We start from the raw sequence: 15,928 nt of genomic DNA on the forward strand, positions 1-15,928 counted from the left end.
TACGTCTTATGGATGAACATGCCAGAGGAGGATAACGATGCAGAATCAATTTCAGCAGGGGAACAGCCAGCAGATGTCGTATGAGCAGTTTCAGGAGCTGCAGCGCCAGCGCCAGGAGCAGGAGCAGATCGCAGCGCGCCAGGCTATCCAGAATATCGGTGCCGACCGGGAATCTGACCGGATGCGTTCGGTAGTCCAGCAGCTCCAGAGCGTAAGTCAAGAGCTTCAGATGGCTGAGAATCAGATCCAGGTTCAGATGGATGCGCAGCTGCGCCAGCTGCAGCTGATCAAGCAGCGCATTCGCCAGTGCGAAAGCCTGATCCAGGAGAGCGTGGCCCGCCCCGTAGGCGGGCAAGGCATGGCAGGAATGCAGGGCATGCAGTAACAGCAGTTAAAGTTAACGGGGTAAAAAAATGGCTGTCCGATTTAGCAGAGTAACTGCTGGTCGGACAGCCTTTTTCATGATAACGTCAGTGCTTGATTTGTTCTTCCGCTTCCTCGTTCGTAAGTCCGGTTACTTCCAGCAGCTTGAAGAACAGGCTGAGGATAATCGCGACCACGGTTGCGAGCGCCATCCCCTTAAGCTCCAGATGACCCCACTTAAATGTCGTTCCGCTCAATCCAAGCACGAGAACGACTGTCGTCAAGATCAGATTGACAGGCTTGCTGTAGTCCACCTTGGATTCAACAAGCATCCGTATGCCTGCAGCTGCTATGACGCCGAAGAGCATCAAGGAAACGCCGCCGATAACAGGAGGTGGTACTGCGCCGATGATGGCTGAGAGCTTCCCGAAGAAGGATAGCACAATAGCTGCGATCGCAGCCCCGCCTATTACCCAAACGGAATAGACGCGTGTAATGGCCATAACACCGATATTCTCGCCGTATGTTGTGTTCGGCGTGGAGCCGACGGCACCGGATATCATGGTTGAAATGCCGTTGCCGAGCAGAGAGCGGTGGAGGCCTGGATTACGAGACAGATCCTTATCCACCATATTGCCGGTGACGATCAGATGCCCAATATGCTCGGCAATGACGACAAGCGCTGCAGGTGCAATTATTATAATACTGGCCCAGTCAAACTGCGGCGTTGTAAATTCCGGCACAGCCAGGAAGCTGGCCTCGGCAATTCCTTCCGTCTTGACCAAGCCAAGCGCCCAGGCCAATAGATAACCGCTTACGAAACCGATCAGAATCGGGATGATCTTCATGAACCCTCGGAACATGACGGAGCCGATAATGATAATCCCAAGCGTGATCACGGACACGAGAATACTCTTCGGATCTGGTGTCCATTCCGGAGTGCCGTCACTGATCCAGCCAGCCTGCTGGGCCGCAACTGGAACCAGCTCCAGACCAATGACCGCGATGATGGCGCCCATCGCGGCGGGCGGGAATACGACGTCCAGCCAGCGGGTGCCGGTCTTGCCGATCAACAGCGCAACCAGTGTGAAGATCGCGCCGACAACGATGAAGGCCCCTAGTGCTTTCGGATAGTTATCCGTGTTTCCGGCAAGCACAAGCATAACTGGAGACAGGAACGCAAAGCTTGAACCGAGATACGCCGGGATCTTGCCCTTGCAGATAAACAGGTACAGCAGGGTGCCGATGCCGTTCATCAGCAGAATAGTCGAGGCGTCAACCTCAAACAGGATGGGTACCAGCACAGTGGAGCCAAACATGGCAAACAGATGCTGAAGACTAAGCGGGATGCTCTGTGATAACGGCGGCCGCTCGTCCACTTGAATAGTACGCTGCACGAAATTATTTCCCCCTAGAAATATTTTGGTATATGTAGCCATTCAACATATTAACAGAATACGACATAAAGCTCCAAATTATTTTTTCTCACCCTATTAACCTTGCGGATGTCCTGTTATAGGATGCCCGTATTTGTGCAAATCGTTTCGTCACTGGCGCTGAAAGGTAATGAAGAATAGCGGATGACCAGTACAAGTGTCGTCTAATCTGAAGCTGGGGGTGGCAGTATGAAGGAATGGGAGAAAGTGCCTGATGAAAAGAAGCAGAAGGGGAACCGGGATCACCCGGAGCAGTATCCGACCGACGAGGAAAGCTTATTCGACCAGTTTGAAAGCGAAAGGAATGTTGATCCTCTTCCGATGGAGGATATCGCAATGGAGCTCCGGGAAGAGAAGAAGCGGGACGGGGAAGAGAAGAGTGACTCATCCAGTGAACGGAAGCTGCGGCCATAGCCGAAAAATGCTCCTGCCTCACGGGCTAAGCCCGAGTGACGGGAGCATTTTTCATGAGAATGGTGTCAGCGGCCCTGCCTTTTCCTCAGGGCTTCCTCTTCAATAATCTGGCTGACAGCAAAGGCCAGGTCATCATTGCCGAAGAGCGAGAGAACCGTGAGCACGGTCTCGTTATCTATCGGCCCGGCCTCCTCTTTAGGAACAGTCAATTCTACCGCTTGCTTCAGCGCAGCATTGTCGCCCTGTCCTGGGTAAGCACTTGTATAGACTTCAACAGGATTCCGGTCATGGTTCACACACCACTGTGCAAATATAAGAATCATCATATTCTCATCGCGTTGATAGCTGGCGATAATCTGGTCGCCGATTTTGTTATCTGACATCGGTACCGCTCCTTCTGTATGGTGGTTGTACCCCAAGCATCAGCGCCATTATACCGAAGATGCAAATAAAGTTCCAAAATTTTTTGAGTGCCCTCCCAAAAAGGTAGAATCCTGTCGAATAATATGTTGTAACGTCCAAACAGCTCTAGGGAGGAACACATCAGATGAAAAACAGGACAATGTTAGGTATTGCGCTTCTAGCTTTTACACTTGCAGCGGGAACGGTGCATGCGGACACTACGGTAGTGGAGTCAAGCCAGACGGAAACCAGCCAGACGGAGGAAGCAACGACTGGAGCGGTTGCGACGGAAGAGACTGTCGAGACCACTGTAACCACTGGTACCGCCCAGAAAAGCACCGGGCAGCCCACAGAGCAGTCTGCCGGGGAAGCAGCAGGCAAGGCAGGAAAAGGCAAGCAGAAGGGCAAGCAGAGCGAGAGCAGCAAGGAAGAGGAGAAGCAGGGCGGTGCTAAAGGTCTGCAGAACGCTTATGAGAATGTAAAAGACAAGCCGGCAGGCGAACGAATTGCCGCTAAACTAAAAGATAAATATGGAATTGAAATAGCACCTGATGCTGTTCCAGCTGAGGTTGCCGCTGAACTGGAGGCTGAAGGTGAGCTGGAGGCAGCTGCCGATGTGCTAACCGAAGCGATTCAGGATGATGTTACGAATGTAGAGAATTACAAGAAGCTTGGCAAAGTGAAGAATAAGATGGGCCAGAAGGGTGTTAAGACCTATATCAATGGCAAGGAGCTTGTTTCTGATGTGCCTCCTGTAGTCAAGAGCGGCCGGACGCTTGTGCCATTCCGGGCGATTGCCGAGTCCCTGCAGGCGGAAGTTCAGTGGGATGCCAAGACCAAGACCGTGACGGTAACGAAGAACGGCACCGAGGTTAAGGTTGTGCTGGGAAGCAAGACAGCTACTATTAACGGCAAGGAAGTCACGATTGACGTGCCGGGCGAGATGAACAAGAACCGCGTCTTCGTGCCGCTGAGGTTCATCAGCGAAGCCTTGAAGGCAAATGTACAGTGGGACAAGGAAACATCGAGCGCCATTATCGTAGGAGAAGCTGAAGCAGCGGCGGCGGCTGGCACGGCTCAGGAATCAACAGCAGCTGAGGCTCCAGCAGCCGAAGGAACGACAGCAGATCAGCCGGTAACCGATGCCCCAGCGGCCGGAGAGACGGCTGCCGAGCCGACAACGACAGAGACATCGGCTGATACGACCACCCAGCAAGCATAATATACTTAATCAAGCAGTGCCAATAAGGCTGGCCGGATCAATATAAGATCCGGCCAGCCTCTTTTTTACATGCAGCGTTTCTTATTAATAAGGGTCGGCTTCATGGCCTTTGCGCTCCGCCTTCTCGGCAGCCGCAGGCGAATTCTGCTGAACGCCTTCCTTCATCCCGGAGGCTTCTTGCTTCAGCCCCTCCTTAACTCGTCTGCCGTAGTCAGCATCCGCTTGGGAGAAGTAGCTGACCATCCGCTCCTGGATATCAGGATTGCAAATCTTCAGCGCTGTGACAAGGTTGGAAATGAGTTCGTCACGTTCCCAATCCTCGAAGGAGCGGTAGGTTTCTCCTGCCTGCTTGAAGTCATTCGGCCGGTCGATCTTCTCACGGACAAGCTTGGCATCGTAATACGGCTCATGCGGCTTGCCCTGCTGGGGAGCTTCCTTCAATCCGCCCATCGAGGAAGGCTCATAGTTGACATGCGGGTTCTGCCCAGGCGCCCGGTCAACCTTGTACTGCATCTGACCGCCGCTCTGATTAGTCGCGACGCGGTTCTTCGGCGCGTTGATTGGCAGCTGCAGATAATTCGAGCCAACCCGGTGGCGCTGCGTATCTGAATAGGAGAAGGTACGGCCCTGCAGAAGCTTGTCGTCCGAGAATTCGAGTCCGTCCACCAGTACGCCTGTGCCGAACGCGGCTTGTTCCACCTCGGTGAAATAGTCCTCCGGATTACGGTTCAGCGTCATTTTGCCTACAGGGAGGAAAGGGAACTGGTCGGTTGGCCAAAGCTTCGTCGGATCCAGCGGATCAAAATCCAGCTCCGGGTGTTCGTCATCACTCATAATCTGAACACAGAGCTCCCACTCCGGATAGTCGCCCTCCTCAATTGCGTGATAAAGATCCAGCGTCGCATGGTTGAAGTTTGTTGCCTGAATCTCATTAGCTTCCCGCTGGGTCAAGTTCTTGATCCCCTGCTTCAACGGCTCCCAATGATATTTGACAAGCACTGCTTCACCCTCAGCATTCACCCACTTGTATGTATTAACACCGGAGCCCTGCATCTGGCGGTAGTTCGCCGGGATTCCCCATGGCGAGAAGACGAACGTAACCATATGAGTCGCCTCGGGAGACATGGATACGAAGTCGAAGAAGCGGCGCATATCCTGGGCGTTGGTGATCGGGTCCGGCTTGAAGGCATGAACCATATCCGGAAATTTCAGCGGGTCGCGGATGAAGAAGATCTTCAGATTGTTGCCGACCAGGTCCCAATTTCCTTCTTCCGTATAAAATTTCACCGCAAAGCCGCGCGGGTCCCGCAGTGTCTCCGGCGAATGGCCGCCGTGGATAACGCTCGAGAAGCGCACGAATACAGGCGTCTGCTTCCCTGGCTCCTGAAACAGCTTGGCCCTCGTGTATTTGGACACGGGCTCGTCGCCAACTTTGCCGTATGCTTCAAATACTCCATGGGCGCCAGCGCCACGTGCATGCACGACACGCTCGGGGATGCGTTCGCGGTCAAAGTGGGAGATTTTCTCCAGAAAGTGATAGTTCTCGAGTGTTGCAGGACCGCGGCTGCCAACCGTTCTGATATTCTGGTTGTCCGTAATGGGATGGCCCTGCCGGTTCGTCAGTGTCTGTTCGTTGCTTGGTGCTCCCGGCTTCTTGCCGTTCTGTTCGTTCATTTGTCAGCCACCTTTCAAATAGTTGGAAATTATAACATTACAAAATTACCCTTGTCATTAATTGAGCTAAACAGCAGAAGCCGTTATCAGGATGAAGATTGGATGAAGATAAGATTAATGTTCAGCATCTGTGCCAGCAGGACAAGATAGTGACAGAATGCCTAAACATTGCGGATGCATAAGAACGGGGCCCTATGATAGGTTGGATAAGTAGTTCAATTGCAAACGGAGGATGCTATATATGTTTCGCAGGAATATGAAGTCTGGCGCTGCGGCTTCCGCAGAGGCGAGATTCCCGGCGCTTGTCTGGACAATCGGGCTGGAGATGGTGCTGATGCTGCTGATGGGGAGTGTGGACACCTGGATGCTGAGCGCCGTATCTGACGGTGCCGTAGCGGCCGCTGGCCTTTCCAATCAGTATGTAACCTTGGGGCTGCTGGTACTAAGAATCGTTACGGTGGGAACTCAGGTTGTTCTAGCGCAGTATCTGGGCGCAGGCCGTGAACGGGAGGGCGGCCGTGCGGCGCTCGCTTCCCTGTATCTGAACTCGGTAATCGGCGGAGCCATCAGCCTGCTGCTCATTCTCTTCAGCGGTCCGCTGCTGGCGCTGCTTCAGACCAGTGATGAATTGATGCCTGCGGCACGCTCATATCTGATCTGGGTAGGCGGATCATTGGTGCTTCAGTCGCTTGTGAACGGCTTGACTGCCATCATCCGGATCTATGGTCATACCCAGCTGGCCATGTATGCTTCAGTGGGTATGAACCTGGCTAATATTGCAGGCAATGCAGTCCTGATATTCGGGCTGGGTATGGTTCCGGCACTCGGTGTTACCGGTGCTGCTGTCTCTACCTGTCTGAGCAGGGGGCTGACCGCGCTGATTCTGCTCCTGCTGTTTGCGAGACTGACAGGCATCCGGTTCCGCATGCCGTCAAGAGAAGTCTTTCATCCTGAAGATCTGGGCAAAATGGTGAAGGTCGGCATCCCTTCGGCTATGGAAACCTTCTTGTACCATGCTGTACAAACGGTGTTCATTGCGCTGATCAGCCACCTGGGCACAGAGGCGCTCGCAGGCCGGCAGTACGCTGTAAACTTGACGATGTTCGTCACCTGCTTCGGGAGTGCCTTCAGTGCGGCTAATATGATTATAGTTGGCCGTGATGCCGGCGGAGGGAGGTTTGATGAGGCCTATAAGCAGACCTGGCACAGCATCCGTCTCAGCTTAGCTGCGGTCTTTATCGCCAACTGTGCTGTCATTCTGTTCCGTGAGCCTCTGGTCGGCCTGTTTACGGAGGATACGGAGGTCATCCGTATAGCAGGGCATCTGCTCCTGCTCAATTTGTTCGTTGAAACAGGCAAGTGTCTGAACATGAATACGGTCAGCGCCTTGCGCGCTGTTGGGGATGCCCGTTTTCCGCTGTTAATGGCTGTTATTTCAATGGCCGGAATCAGCTTGACTGCCGGATACGGGTTGACTGCTGCAGGACTTGGAGCAGCAGGAATCTGGATTGCAACAGGCTTGGATGAATGGATTAGAGGGCTGTCCATGCTGGGAAGATGGCGGAGCCGGAAATGGGAGGCTGCGGTTCTTGTCACCCAGCATAAAACCGCCGCTCCCGCGAAAGGCGGGGTGACGGCGGCTAAGATGTAATAATGGTTATAAGAGAAGAGAACGGCAGTTAAATGGATTCCAGCAGAAGACGCATGCGCTTCGGGATTTCCTCCTTCAGGACGTCCCATGTCACAAAGATTCCCTCCGGCCATTCATAGGGCACATACTGGAAGGAGGGCTTAAAGCGGAATTCCTGCAAATGCGCTTCTGCCTTGAGATCCATCTCGCCTGGTACGGTCTTATAAGCGCCCTTCAGCATGTCAGGCTCGAGAACACCCCCGCTGCCGGCCAGCTTGTCGTTGGCGGATTCCACATCGGGCAGCAGAAGGAAGAATTCAGGCATCGGCGAGAAGGCGTGCTTGCCAGGCTGCACGAACAGCGAGGCCCGTCCATCCGTTCCCAGATTCGAGCGGTCTGGCAGCAGCCCGCGCAAATATTTGCCATGAAAGCTCGCCTCCACGTTAAGCACGCTGCCGTCATGAGCTACATAGACCCAGACATGCTCCAGATCGTAGAGATGCTGGATATCATAATCATAGTAGACGGCGTATTCAATCACTCCCAGCATGCTCTCCTGATCCACGTTCAGCGTGCGCCGGAATGATGGAGAAGGGAAGGTGCGGTCGATAAGCGTTACGCCAACCATGACCGGTTTGAATGGCTCCAGCTCATCCATGTATAGTCTCGGTGCGAGCCTCATCGCCAATTCCCAGTCCAACCGCATCTGCCTAGCCGGTTGGACCTCCGTCGTATGTTTCTTCATCCTCCTACTACCCCTCTCAGACTTGATAACCGGCTGCTCAGCAGCCTATGGCTCTCTTCAATGGCTTCCGGCTCACAAACCGGCTTGTATTCATAGACGCGCAGATCTGACCGTTCAATAGCAGGCAGGAAGCGCTCGAAGCCGGCTGTATCATCACTGTGGACGTAGGGGCACCAATGGTCAATAAGACCTGCGGTATCATGGATATGCATGCCCTTCACATAGGGAAGCGCAGACGGCAGCTCCTCGGTAATCGAGTAGAGGCCGAGCCTCTCCATCATGATGGCATGACCGGTATCAATCCACAGGTGAACCGGCGCTCCCTTCAAGCTTTCAATAATGCCAACCGCTTCCGAGAGGGTAGGCAGCTGATGAATGCGCGCTCTTGTCTCCAGGCCAATCCAGACATTCAATCCGCGCCTCGCGATCTCCTCGCTAATACGCTCAAGACTCTCGGCAATCATCCGGCAGCGGATAGCCCCATCTTCCGCACGGCGCTCCTTCAGTTCGGCGAGCAGGCTTTCATAGGCCTCGCTGTGCCTCATGCCTTCCTTGTACATCCGCTTAAGCCCGGCGTCATAATGGTGCTCAACGATCGCTTCCCCAGGATGAAGAACGACAGCTTCCGCGCCGAATCGCTCTGCCTGCACCGCCGACTCTACGAGCAGCTGCTCGCCGTGCAGCCGCTTCTCCGGGTCGGGATGGTTCAGCATATACGCATCCGGACCGTACTGGGTCATATCTTCTGCCTTGGGAAACACATGGTGAACACTTGAGACGCGGATTTCACCGCGGTATACAAGCGGGTAGATGTCATCAGCCATTGCCCTGCTGACCTGATAATTCAGCTCCACATCGTTGAACCCAAGGCTCTTGATCTGGCGAATCATATCAACGCCTGATTCATGCTGCTTCACATTCCACGAGGTAGAGAATGACCAGCCATCCTTTTGAACGGGCACCGACAAGGGAGTGCGGAGGCGGTCAATTAGATCTTGATTCATTATCATGTTCCTCTCCAGTTAATAAGAGAAGGGCCAAGCACGCTTGACCCTCCCGTTCACTCCTTACTTGGCAAGATTAGCCTGCCATTCATTCGCTTCCTTGGTTGCCTGCTCGCCGCCGGCTGCGTTCCACTTCTTGACGAACTCGTCGAAGTAGTCGACCGGCTTGTCACCGGTGATAATCGAGATATAAGCTTCGTCACGGAGCTTGATCAGCTCAGCCTTGTACATGTCGTCAGACGGCAGCGCGCCAATCAGCTTGTTGCGCACCGCGCCCTCGCTGAAGCCATTCTTCCTTGCCCATTCGTTCTTGACTTCGTTCATTGTGAAGGTGAGGAAGTCGGAAGCAAAGATGCCGGCGCCGTATACGTTGCCTTCCATCTCGTTGTACGGTGGCAGAATCTTGAAGGTACGGAGCGTCTCATCATCCGAATCCCAATGCTTGCCCTTGATGCCCAGGTTCGCCGTATAGAAGTTTTCCTTCGTCGTTCCCATGTTGTGCTCTAGAATTTGCAGGATTTTGCCCAGCTTGTCCGGCTCGTCCTCCAGCTGCTTGCCAAATACGATAACCGGCGCATCCACATAGTTGTTGGCAAACAAGGTGCGCTCACCGTTTACGCCGGCAGGAGGGAGGCCGTAACGAATCGCTTTGGCTATGGCCGGATCCTTCTTTGCCAGTTCTTCATAGTTGCGGCCGCCCTTGTCACCTTCGATTTCTGCGAGCGGTTCGTACCAATGCTGGTTCTGGCCGTGGCCGGTAAAGCCGATTTTACCGTTGACGAAGGCGTGGGAGATGCCCCAGTAGTCGCCCGTATTCTCGCCGGTAATGAATTCCGGATCAAGCACGCCGTCCTTGTACCACTTGTTCAGCAGCTTCAGCGCTTCCTTGGCTTCCGGCATGACGGCAGCATTAACGATCCTGCCGTCCTTCTCCATCCAGAACCAGTCCTGCCACTTGTGCGGACCATAGCCGGGAAGCACGCCATAAGCGCCGAAGATTGCCTGCAGGCCAGACTGGGACAGGCCGTAGGTATCCTTAACACCGTTCCCATCCGGATCTTCGTTCGCGAATTTATAGAAGGCTTCCTCGAACTCTTCCAGTGTATCCGGCGTCTTCGTAATGCCGACTTTCTCCAGCCAGTCGCCTCGCCATACGATTGTGGAACGGAATTCTGCTGCGTCGCTCAGGATCGGCAGGCCGTAGATTTTGCCATCAACGCTTGCATACTTAAGCCAGTTGGGATCAAGCTTCATTGCATTCTCATAAATAGTAGGCATATATTTCTTGATGACTTCTTCTGGAATTTCTGCAAGCACCCCTTGATCTACATACTGGGGCAGGGTATTGGTTTTGACCGCGTTGCGGTTGTAATCCGGTATTTCACCGGCGGCCAGCCGCATATTGAACAGCTCAACAACATTGGCGTGGTCCAGATTCCAGATATCGAAGTCCACATTGAATTTCTCTTCATAAAACTTGACCATCTCTGCGTCCTTGGGAACAGGAACTTTCTCATAGGGCAGCCAGGAAATCGTATATTTCTTACCTTCGACCGGCTCATATTTCGCCAGCGGATCAGCCGAGCCTTCTGCCGATGCCGGTGCTGCTGCGTTCCCGTTAGTAGATGCCGGCAGATTCTCATTGCCGCTGCAGGCTGTCAGCATTGCGCCTGCCAGCATAGCGGCAAGCAGTGTTTTTCCCCATTGTGCAGCTTTCATTTGGTTGTTCACCCTCCTGGATTTGGTTATAAAGAAGTCGGTATTATATGTCAAGATACGGATGCGCTGTCTGCACCCCTCGTATCGAGATTTATGCAGCAGTTATCAGCCGGGCTTCCGACCTCAGCCTTTAACCGCCCCGACGAGCATACCCTTGATGAAATACTTCTGGACGAACGGATAGATCAGGACAATCGGTATTGTCGTAAACATGATCGTCGCTGCTTTTAGCGTCTCTGTGTTGACCTGCCGCTGCATCTCGGGAACGGCCGTGGAGAGCATGTCCATCTCGCCATCGAGCACAATCCGGCGCATCACCACCTGCAGCACTTCATTCTCGGGCCGGGTCATATAGAGCATGCTGTCAAACCACTGATTCCAGTGGAAGACGATGTTCCAGAGTCCCAGCGTGACCAGAATCGGCATGGAGAGCGGGATCACAATTTTCCACAAAATGTAGATGTCATTAGCCCCGTCGATCTTCGCCGACTCCTCCAGCTCAGCAGGCAGCGACTGCAGGAAATTCCTTGTGACAATCAGCTGGAAGGCGCTGACCATGGAAGGCAGCACAAGCGCCCACACCGTGTTCATCAGGTTAAGACCCTTGATCATCAGATAGGTGGGGATAAGTCCTCCCGAGAAGAACATCGTCAGTACGATCAGCTGTGTCCAGAACTTGCGATGGGGAAAATATGGCTTCGCCAGCACATAAGCCGCTGACACGGTCACAACGAGTGTGATCAGGGTGCCGAGCACCGTCCGGATAACCGCATTGACGAAGCCGCTGCGGATAAAATCGTGTTCAAACACCATCTGGTAGTTGGCCCATGTGAACTTCTCCGGCCAGATCTTGATCGTTATGAATGAGACATCTGACGGACTAAGGGACATCGTAAGCAAATACAGGAACGGATACAGGGTGGTGACGCAGAGCAGGAGCATCATACCCATATTCACAATATCAAACAGCAGTCCGCCGGGGTGGATACGCAGCTTGCGCATCGGTTTCATCAGAATCTCCTCCTTGTAAGCTGGCTGCTACCATAAGCTGCTGTCGCTGACCTTCTTGGCAATCCAGTTGGCAATCAGGACCGCGATCAGCGAGATCACGTTCTTGAACAGGCCGACTGCAGTGGCGAAGCTGTATTGAATGCTCTCGATACCAGTCCGGTAGGTGTAGGTGCTGAGCACATCACCGACCCCGTATACAGCCGGGTTATAGAGATTCATCACCTGGTCAAAATCATCCTGAATGATCTTGCCGATCGACAGTATCAGCATGATGGTTACGACCGGCGCAATGCCTGGAAGCGTGATATTGCGGATACGCTGGAACCGGTTGGCTCCGTCCACCTTGGCAACCTCATACAGCTCGGGATTAATGCCGGCCATGGCGGCCAGATAGATGATGGCGCTCCAGCCAAGATCCTTCCAGATGTCCGTGGCAACGAGCACCGACCGGAACCACTCGGGATTGCCGAGGAAGTATACGGCGTCTAGGCCGATTTCCTTGAGCAGCAGGTTAAGCGGCCCGGTTGACGGCGACAGGAACTGGGTGAACACGCCCGCGAGTATGACCCAGGACAGAAAATGCGGGAAATACGAGATGCTCTGGATGAAGCGGCGCATGAACACCAGCCGGATCTCGTTCAGCAGTATGGCAAACAGAATCGGAGCGGGAAAGCCGAACACAAATTTGTAGAAGCTGATGATCAGTGTGTTGCGAAAAGCGTTGTTGAAGCTCTCCATCGCAAACAGCTTCTGAAAGTTCTCCAGTCCGACCCATTCGCTGCCGTTGATGCCGGCCAGGAACTTGTAGTCCTTGAAGGCGATCTGAACGCCATATAAGGGAAAGTAGTGGAACACAAAAAAATAGGTGATGCAGGGCAGCAGCAGGATCGTCAGATAGCGGTGCTTCCAGTAACGATTGTGCTTAAGCAGCGGGAGCCGGAAACGTACCGGGACGGAAGGCCATCTCCGCCGGATTGCTTCAGTCTTCGGGGGTGCTTGCATAGTCGGTATCCTCCTTGAACGATTGTCCGGCCGGTCTTGGCCGGAAGCGGTGACGCCGCAGCGCCATAACGAACATAGCAGCAGCAGGGAGGATGAACAATTCAACATTTTTTGATTAGTAGCATTTTTTGCGCAAAAATCAGCTATTTTGACCTATCAATATTTTGTTATCATGGCAAGTTTCGTGAAAACGGGCGAATTTACAAAATCATCACTTCACGATGATGTTTCCTGTACATAGATGCGTAATAATAATTGGCTTTTCATCCGTGAAAAAACAAAAATACTACAACGAAACCACAAAATGCCCGGGTGTTCAGTTGTTTTGTAAGCCCTTACAATATAACTGACTCATAAGAAGGAGGTGTGCTGGTGAGGAATAAGCTGCTTCGCGGTCTGAGGGCAGCGGCGCTTCATATCGACAAGGCAATTGAAACCTTTGCCGTTAGTGCGGTGGCGCTGATGACCATCATTGTTACGGTTCAGGTCATTACGAGAAAGGCCTTCAACTTTGTATTCTTCTGGTCGGAAGAAATCACGCTGCTGCTGCTAATCTGGTTCTCATTCCTCGGGATTGCCATCGGATTCCGGGAAAAACTGCATCTGGCCATGGATGCGCTGGCCAAGAGGCTGCCAGCCCGGTTCAACAAAGCACTGGACTACATTATAGGTACGGCTACACTGCTGTTCGGCGGTTATCTGATCTTGTACGGCTGGGAGTTTACCGTCCTGATGCACAACAATACGATGACGGCAACCGACTGGCCAAGCAGCGTCATGTATGTCATCATGCCCATTACCGGAGTGATGATCTGCGTTTACACGATTTTGCAGCTGCTTGGCGTGGACACGGTCCGCCACCGGCATCTGGATGAGGAGGTGCAGGAATGAGTGCAACCGGTGCCATGATTCTGCTCGCTGTATGCTTCTTCGGCTTGATCCTGCTGCGCTTTCCCATTGCGATGGTACTCGCGCTTACTTCTCTTATTACGGCCATGGCGCTGGAAATCCCGCTGGCAGTTATCGGCCAGCGCATGGTGCAGGGGCTGAACAGCTATGCGCTGCTCGCCATCCCGTTCTTCATTCTTGCCGGCCAGATTATGAGTGAAGGCGGTCTTGCGCTGCGCTTAATCAACCTGGCTCAGCTGATCGTAGGCGCGATCCGGGGCGGGCTGGCAATGGTAAACTGCGTGGCCTGTATGCTGTTCGGCAATATCAGCGGCTCGGCTGCCGCTGACGTTTCCTCTGTCGGCTCCGTCATGATCCCGATGATGAAACGCAAGAAGTATGATGCCGATTATTCGGTTGCTGTCACGTCCGCTGCAGCCATTCAAGGCGTCGTGATGCCGCCAAGCCACAACATGATTTTGTATGCGCTTGCAGCAGGCGGGGTGTCCATCTCAAGCCTGTTCCTGGCGGGAATTATTCCGTGTCTGCTTCTGCTTGTTGTACTGATGACCACCTCCTACATCATCGCACGCAAGCGGGGATATGAGCGGGGAGAGGCCGTCAAATTGAAGGATGTCCCGCGAATTATTATAGATGGCTCCATGTCGCTGCTGACCGGTGTCATTATTCTGGGCGGCATCTTCTCCGGCTGGTTTACGGCGACCGAGTCAGGCGCTATAGCCTGTGTCTATGCGTTTATTCTGACCTTCTTCGTTTACCGGGATATCCCGCTGTCCCACGTCAAGGTCATCTTCCTGAAGACGTTCCGTACCGTAGCTATGGTGCTGTTCCTGATCGCGGCTTCCAACGCCTTTGCCTGGATTCTGACCTATCTGAAAATCCCGGTTATGCTCACGGACCTGCTGCTTGGCATATCCGATAATCCGGTCATCATTCTGCTGATTCTGAATGTACTGCTGCTTATACTGGGTGCGCCGCTGGATATGGCGCCGCTGATCCTGATTATGACACCGATCCTGTACCCGGTCGTCACGGCGCTTGGCATGGACCCGGTTCACTTCGGCATTGTTCTCATCCTGAATCTGGGGATTGGGCTGATCACGCCGCCTGTTGGAACTGTGCTGTTCGTCGGCTGTGCGATCGGCAAAGTTTCAATTGAACGCGGAACCCGCGCCCTCATACCGTTTTTCCTCGTCATGGTCGCTGTATTGATGGTCATAACGTACGTCCCGGCCATCTCGCTGTGGCTGCCTAATATGGTAAATGGGGGTTCATAGCAGCTTATGACGGGCCGTACAAGTGTATCTGCAAATTGAATTGGAGAGGGGTATTGAACATGCTCATGCGTAAAATGAGTCAATTAATCGGTCTAGGTGCGGCTGCCGCACTCTTAATTACGGGATGCGGGAACGGCGGTACAGGAGACAGTACAGGAACAACTGCGGAACCCGGCGGCAAAGCCGAAGGCGCTACCTACACCTTCCGGCTGGCGGAGGCGCATCCGGCTGACTATCCGACGACCAAGGGAGATATGAGGTTTGCAGAGCTTGTGAAGGAACGCTCCGGCGGACGCATAACAATTGACGTCTTCCCTTCCGCCCAGCTTGGTGAGGAGAAGTCGGTCATTGAGCAGGTGCAGTTAGGCGCGATAGAATTTACCCGTGTCAGCACAGGCCCTATGGCCGAATTCAGCAAGGACTTTGGAGTATTCAGCCTCCCGTATATCTTTGATAACGACGACCATGTCTGGAGCTTCCTGCTGAGTGACGCGGGTACGGGGCTACTGGACAGTCTGGAATCGTCAGGCATGAAGGGGCTTGCCTACTACAGCTCAGGCTCCAGGAGCTTCTATTCCTCGAAGCCGTTAACGAAGCTGGAAGATTTGAAGGGGATGAAAATCCGTGTCATCGAGAACAAGCTGAACATGGATATTATGGAGGCGCTGGGTGCAAGTGCGACACCAATGCCTTACGGCGAAGTCTATAGCTCGCTGCAGACGGGTGTTATTGATGCGGCAGAAAACAATTACCCAAGCTATTATTCCAGCAAGCATTACGAGGTGGCCCCTCACTATCTTCTTGACAGCCACCAGCGGGTGCCTGAAGTTCTGCTCATCTCCAAGCAGGTATGGGATAAGCTGTCCGCCGAGGATCAGGATATTATCCGCCAGGCGGCGCTCGATTCCATTGAATACCAGCGTGATGAGTGGGCGAAGTATGAACAGGAGTCCGAGGAGAAGGTCCGCGAGGGCGGAGCGACGATCACGGAAGTTACCGACTTTACGCCATGGAAACAGGCGGTAGCACCGGTCATTGATAAGTACCGCAGCCAGTATCAAGAAGTGCTCGAAGCAATCGAAGCGGCAAGACCTTAAGCTGCTGCATTCCTTGGCGGCCC

15 protein-coding genes are annotated in these 15,928 nt (G+C 53.5%); 7 read left to right on the forward strand and 8 right to left on the reverse strand.

What is annotated here, in order from left to right:
* The first annotated feature begins 37 nt into the window (after positions 1–37).
* Positions 38–385: a hypothetical protein gene (locus tag DNH61_RS09400; protein WP_111146407.1), complete on the forward strand. Its 348-nt coding sequence runs from the start codon at positions 38–40 to the stop codon at positions 383–385.
* An 85-nt stretch (positions 386–470) separates the two neighbouring features.
* On the opposite strand, the gene uraA is transcribed toward DNH61_RS09400, so the two are convergent.
* Entirely contained in the window at positions 471–1,760 is a 1,290-nt protein-coding gene (gene uraA, locus DNH61_RS09405; RefSeq protein ID WP_245948085.1) for a uracil permease, read from the reverse strand.
* A gap of 228 nt (positions 1,761–1,988) precedes the next feature.
* On the opposite strand from uraA, the gene DNH61_RS09410 reads away from it, so the two are divergent.
* Entirely contained in the window at positions 1,989–2,213 is a 225-nt protein-coding gene (locus DNH61_RS09410) for a hypothetical protein (RefSeq protein WP_111146409.1), read from the forward strand.
* Positions 2,214–2,278: 65 nt separating this feature from the next.
* On the opposite strand, the gene DNH61_RS09415 is transcribed toward DNH61_RS09410, so the two are convergent.
* Positions 2,279–2,596, reverse strand: coding sequence for a hypothetical protein (locus tag DNH61_RS09415; protein ID WP_111146410.1), 318 nt, complete (start codon positions 2,594–2,596; stop codon positions 2,279–2,281).
* A gap of 164 nt (positions 2,597–2,760) precedes the next feature.
* Between DNH61_RS09415 and DNH61_RS09420 the strand changes: the two genes are divergently transcribed.
* Positions 2,761–3,837: a copper amine oxidase N-terminal domain-containing protein gene (locus tag DNH61_RS09420; RefSeq protein ID WP_111146411.1), complete on the forward strand. Its 1,077-nt coding sequence runs from the start codon at positions 2,761–2,763 to the stop codon at positions 3,835–3,837.
* 84 nt (positions 3,838–3,921) lie between these two features.
* On the opposite strand, the gene DNH61_RS09425 is transcribed toward DNH61_RS09420, so the two are convergent.
* Positions 3,922–5,511, reverse strand: coding sequence for a catalase (locus tag DNH61_RS09425; RefSeq protein WP_111146412.1), 1,590 nt, complete (start codon positions 5,509–5,511; stop codon positions 3,922–3,924).
* Positions 5,512–5,752: 241 nt separating this feature from the next.
* On the opposite strand from DNH61_RS09425, the gene DNH61_RS09430 reads away from it, so the two are divergent.
* On the forward strand, positions 5,753–7,162 hold the full coding sequence (locus tag DNH61_RS09430) for an MATE family efflux transporter (RefSeq protein WP_181438634.1): 1,410 nt from the start codon (positions 5,753–5,755) through the stop codon (positions 7,160–7,162).
* A gap of 28 nt (positions 7,163–7,190) precedes the next feature.
* Here DNH61_RS09430 and DNH61_RS09435 read toward each other — a convergent pair whose 3' ends face one another.
* From DNH61_RS09435 to DNH61_RS09455, 5 genes are all read right to left on the reverse strand, one after another.
* On the reverse strand, positions 7,191–7,886 hold the full coding sequence (locus tag DNH61_RS09435; RefSeq protein ID WP_245948087.1) for a hypothetical protein: 696 nt from the start codon (positions 7,884–7,886) through the stop codon (positions 7,191–7,193).
* Positions 7,883–8,890, reverse strand: a complete 1,008-nt coding sequence (locus DNH61_RS09440; RefSeq protein WP_111146414.1) for a sugar phosphate isomerase/epimerase family protein — start codon at positions 8,888–8,890, stop codon at positions 7,883–7,885. The genes DNH61_RS09435 and DNH61_RS09440 overlap by 4 nt, the downstream gene beginning before the upstream one ends.
* A gap of 63 nt (positions 8,891–8,953) precedes the next feature.
* Positions 8,954–10,609, reverse strand: a complete 1,656-nt coding sequence (locus DNH61_RS09445) for an extracellular solute-binding protein (protein ID WP_111146415.1) — start codon at positions 10,607–10,609, stop codon at positions 8,954–8,956.
* A gap of 123 nt (positions 10,610–10,732) precedes the next feature.
* Complete coding sequence (locus DNH61_RS09450) at positions 10,733–11,620, reverse strand: carbohydrate ABC transporter permease (protein ID WP_245948089.1); 888 nt, start codon at positions 11,618–11,620, stop codon at positions 10,733–10,735.
* 27 nt (positions 11,621–11,647) lie between these two features.
* Positions 11,648–12,622 (reverse strand): ABC transporter permease, encoded by a 975-nt coding sequence (locus tag DNH61_RS09455; RefSeq protein WP_111146416.1) that lies wholly within the window; start codon positions 12,620–12,622, stop codon positions 11,648–11,650.
* A gap of 372 nt (positions 12,623–12,994) precedes the next feature.
* On the opposite strand from DNH61_RS09455, the gene DNH61_RS09460 reads away from it, so the two are divergent.
* Genes DNH61_RS09460 through DNH61_RS09470 form a run of 3 tightly spaced genes read left to right on the forward strand, consistent with a single transcriptional unit; the run spans position 12,995 to position 15,905 of the window.
* Positions 12,995–13,513, forward strand: a complete 519-nt coding sequence (locus tag DNH61_RS09460; protein ID WP_245948091.1) for a TRAP transporter small permease — start codon at positions 12,995–12,997, stop codon at positions 13,511–13,513.
* The gene (locus DNH61_RS09465) at positions 13,510–14,808 is read left to right on the forward strand and encodes a TRAP transporter large permease (protein ID WP_111146417.1); all 1,299 of its coding nucleotides are present in this window, start codon (positions 13,510–13,512) and stop codon (positions 14,806–14,808) included. The genes DNH61_RS09460 and DNH61_RS09465 overlap by 4 nt, the downstream gene beginning before the upstream one ends.
* Before the next feature lie 59 nt (positions 14,809–14,867).
* A complete protein-coding gene (locus tag DNH61_RS09470; protein ID WP_111146418.1) occupies positions 14,868–15,905 on the forward strand; it encodes a TRAP transporter substrate-binding protein in 1,038 nt (345 codons plus the stop codon).
* Positions 15,906–15,928 lie beyond the last annotated feature (23 nt).

Source organism: Paenibacillus sambharensis (genome assembly GCF_003233845.1).
GTDB lineage: Bacteria > Bacillota > Bacilli > Paenibacillales > Paenibacillaceae > Paenibacillus_I > Paenibacillus_I sambharensis.